Genomic DNA, 3,791 nt, shown 5'->3' on the forward strand with positions numbered 1-3,791 from the left:
CGCCGCCCAGCCACCGTCGACCGCGCCGGTCGAGGCGAGTAGCGCCGCGCCCGGCGTCGACCAGGCGAGCAGGATCGGCATCCGGTGCCGGCGGCTGAGCCACAGCGTCCCGAGCGCCTGGGTGACGGTGACGGCAAGCAGGCCCGAGGCTGCCTGCGCGGGGTCCGCCCCGACCGCCCGCAGCCCGGCCAGCACCACGACGGCCGTGCTCGCGAACCCGACCAGCGCCGTGACGGCGCCTGCGCTGACCAGATGGGTGCCCCGAACCCCCGAAGCCGCCTCGCCGTCCGCGGGATCCGGCGGATCCGACCGGCCTGAACCGCCGTCGCTCACGGTGACAGCGGGATCGGCGCCGACGGTAGGTCCGGAAGGTCACGATCGCGCTGTTCCATCCCCGGAACACTACTGTCGGCCGTTCGGCGGCGGACCATGAAAACGGACCGCGGATACGGCACCCGTCACGAGGCCACGGCCGCCACCGGCACCCGGCCGCGGGTGACCAGCCCGGCCCCGGGCTCTCCCGGGGCGCGAGCGGTGGGGGTGTGGGGCGGCGGGATCGTCCGCTCACACGAAGTTCCCGTCTCCACAACCTGGCGCCCTGGAAGGTGCTGCCCGACGGACGTTCGCCGGACAGCGTCACGACCGGGCGTCCCCACCCCTCCGATGCCCAGGCCCGCCGGGAGGCGCTGCACGTCCTGTCACTGCACGTCCTGTCACTGCACGGCCTGTAGTGGGAGGATGCCGCGGTCCGGACGCGGGAAGGTGGTGCGCCGGGCCGCCGGGCCGGGCCATCCGGTCATCCCCGCGCGGGATCCGAGGGTCAGCATTCGGCGAAGAAGGCGAGCATGTCGGCGGCGAGCCGGTCGGGAACCTCCACCGCGGGGAAGTGCCCGCCCTCGTCGTGCACCGTGGAGCGCACCACGCGGCACAGCCGTCCGACGAACTCGGGCGGGGGCGGGCGAAGGTCATCCAGGCCGTTCCCGAAACGCCCGAACGCGGTGGGGGCGAGGACCCGGTCACCGACCGTCATGCCCTCCTGGACCTGGCGGTTGTCGTGGAAGTCGCGCAGCGTGCTCCCGACGCAACCGGTGGCCCAGTAGAGCGTGAGCGTGGTCAGCAGGAACTCCCGGGACACTCGGGGCACCCGGCCTTCGGCGCAGTCCGACCAGGCACGCCACTTCTCCAGCAGCCATGCGGCCAGCCCGGCGGGCGAGTCGGTCAGCCCGTACGCGAGGGTCTGGGGCCGGGTGGACGCGATCACGTGATAGCCGCCTTCGGTCAGCGACCACCGTTCGCCGGCGTCCAGATACGCACGCTCGGCCGGGGACAGCGGTGTCGGGTCGACGGCCGGGTCCAGGACGGGGTCGAGTTCGAGATCGGTCAGGTACAGCCCGGCCACCGTGTCGGGATGGTCGAGTGCCAGGAAGGTGCTGACCCCGGAACCGAAGTCGCTGCCCGCGGCCAGGTACCGGGGATAGCCGAGCCCGGTCATCAGGTCGTGCCAGACACGCGCGGTGTCCCGCAGCGTGTGTTCCCCGGCCGGACGCTCGGAGAAGGGATACCCGGGCAGGGACACGGCGACGACATCCCGCGCGGGAGCGTCGATGCCGTACGCCGCGGGGTCGCGCAGGCGGTCGACGAGCGGGAGCATCTCCACGAAGCTGCTCGGCCAGCCGTGGGTCAGGATGACCGGCGGACCGTCGGCCCCCGGCACCCGATGATGGACGTAGTGCACCCGCAGCCCGGACACCTCGGCGACGAACTGGTCGTACCCGCCGTTGATTCTCTCCTCGGCCGCACGCCAGTCGAAGGTGGCCCAGTCGGCGAGCATTCCCTGGAGGAACGCCAGGTCGGTGCCCTGGGACCAGGCCGGGCCGGGGGCCGGTTGCGGCCAGCGCACCCGCGCGATCCGCTGCCGCAGTCCGGTCAGGACGTCCTCGGGCACCCGGATCCGGGACGGTGTGATCAGCACGCGGTCCGTCCGGCCCGGGCGAGCACCCGTTCCAGGGCCGCCACCCGGGCCGGGTCGCTCAGGGCCCGCAGGCAGAAATCGCAGATGTTGGTGAACCGCGCGTCGGCGAGGTCCTGGAACTGCGGATCCTCGGCGACCATGGTCCGGAAGTAGGCTGGGGACTGCGGGTCGTGGAAGGCGTGCACGAGCCGTTCCCGCCGGGCCTGCTCCGCCGGGTCCGATCCCGGGCCGCGCACGGGCCCCAGGAACACCGGCGTCCGCTTCATGTCGTCGACGCCGATGTCGAGCTGGCAGCATGCATAGGCGTCACCGGTGGCGTGCACGGTGGTGGTCAGATCGTCGCAGTCGGGCAGCTCGGTGACCGGACGTCCCCGCCAGATCCGGTGCATCTCCCGGGCGCGGCCCCGATCGAGCAGCTCGAGCACCACGAACGGCTCGCCGGCCGCGATCAGGGCCGCCCTGATCTGCTCGTCGGCCTGTTCGTCGGCCGAGGTGCAGAACTGGATCTCGGTGGCCAGGCCGCTGGCCCGGGCCGCCCGGGCGGCGTTGATCGGTCGCTCCACGGGGAAGTACCGCATGTGGTGGACGTCCGCGCTGAGGGACAGGCCGTGGATGCCGGCCTCGACGAAGGGCCGCAGTCTGGCCTCGGCCTGGGCGGGGTTGCGGGCCCAGAAGGCGTTGGACTCCACGTCGACGACATAGCCGAGCCGGACGCCGTGGGCGATGGCCTGGCACATGACCTGTGGGTAGAGGAAGACCTCGCCCCCGCTGAAGGTGACGTGTCGCTTCCCGGTGCGCTGCCCCTGCTCGAGTACGGACCGGACCTCGTCGAGGGTCAGCCGCTCCCGGCGGGTCGGATTCGACTCCACAATGCAGTGATCGCACGCAAGATTGCAGGTCAGAGTGTAGTTGATGACCATTCTCTGGGTCGGGGGGAAACGGTCCCAGATCGCGATGCCGCCGGCCACATCGGCCCCCACGTCATTCTTGGCCCCCGTGTCATTGCCCCCCCACGTCGGTCCACCCGAAGCACGTCCTTCTCCTTTGGCACGGTAGCCAGCGGGGAGCGAAACGTCCACCATTTTTTCTCCTGCAACCATCTCGGGTCGGGACTGATGCGCTCGGGCATCATGGTGGCACCGGCCCGAACGTCGGCTGAAAGAGCCTGGTGGGCGGGCGGGATCGGTAGGGTCCCGGTGTCGCGTAGAAGACGGCGCCCTTGACGTTCGATTCGAGGCGTAGGTACCGTCGGGACCAAGTTGGCTGGGGCGGACCGGTTGGCGGTAAACGCTCCACGGACCTTCTGGCTGTCGGCCGTCCGTGGAGGCGCGCTCCGCGCTCTTGAACCTCGATCTGGCAGATTGTCATGGAGGAATTATGGGCGTGGACGTTCGTCGTGTCCTGAACTCTTTTGTTCCCCGGCGGCAGGCCTGGGCCCGGCTGGACGAGACCGTCCAGGACACGGGCCTGGCCGATGACACCACCGGAGTCCTCAATCCCGACTTCCTGGCCCTCGGCCTGGGCGCCACCAACATGATGGGAATGCTCTGGTCGCTGGCCCTGGGCCGGCGGGTGGTGGGCGTCGAGCTGCGGGGTGACCCCTCGCTGGGCGTGCACTGGAACATTCGCGAGGACCTTTACCACCACCTCGGCCTGATCGACCAGATGATGCTCGAGCGCTACGGCGAGGCGGGTATCCCCCGCCGGGGCGACGGGAGCCTGTTCATCCTGGCCGAGTGCTTCTACCGGCCGGACACGCCCGCCGGCGCCGTCACGGCCGACGAGGTGGTCAGCGGATTCCTGGACGCGCTGGTCGGCG

Annotated in this window: 3 protein-coding genes and 1 pseudogene; 1 reads left to right on the plus strand and 3 read right to left on the minus strand. The window is 71.1% G+C overall.

Annotation, left to right across the window (positions count from 1 at the left end; all coding sequences use genetic code 11):
* The 3 genes from KBI5_RS12835 to KBI5_RS12845 form a co-directional block, all read right to left on the minus strand.
* Nucleotides 1-252, minus strand: a 252-nt coding sequence (locus KBI5_RS12835) for a benzoate/H(+) symporter BenE family transporter (protein ID WP_198537686.1), incomplete at its 3' end; no start/stop codon positions are given.
* Between the two features lie 568 nt (nt 253-820).
* Nucleotides 821-1,972, minus strand: a complete 1,152-nt coding sequence (locus KBI5_RS12840; protein ID WP_198537684.1) for an epoxide hydrolase family protein — start codon at nt 1,970-1,972, stop codon at nt 821-823.
* Complete coding sequence (locus tag KBI5_RS12845; RefSeq protein ID WP_160172370.1) at nt 1,966-2,952, minus strand: radical SAM protein; 987 nt, start codon at nt 2,950-2,952, stop codon at nt 1,966-1,968. Before KBI5_RS12845 ends, KBI5_RS12840 begins: the two co-directional genes overlap by 7 nt.
* 397 nt (nt 2,953-3,349) lie before the next feature.
* Between KBI5_RS12845 and KBI5_RS12850 the strand changes: the two are divergent.
* Nucleotides 3,350-3,791, plus strand: a pseudogene (locus KBI5_RS12850) (FHA domain-containing protein); the annotation flags it as partial.

It is taken from the genome of Frankia sp. KB5 (genome assembly GCF_002099325.1).
Taxonomy (GTDB): Bacteria; Actinomycetota; Actinomycetes; order Frankiales; family Frankiaceae; genus Frankia; species Frankia casuarinae.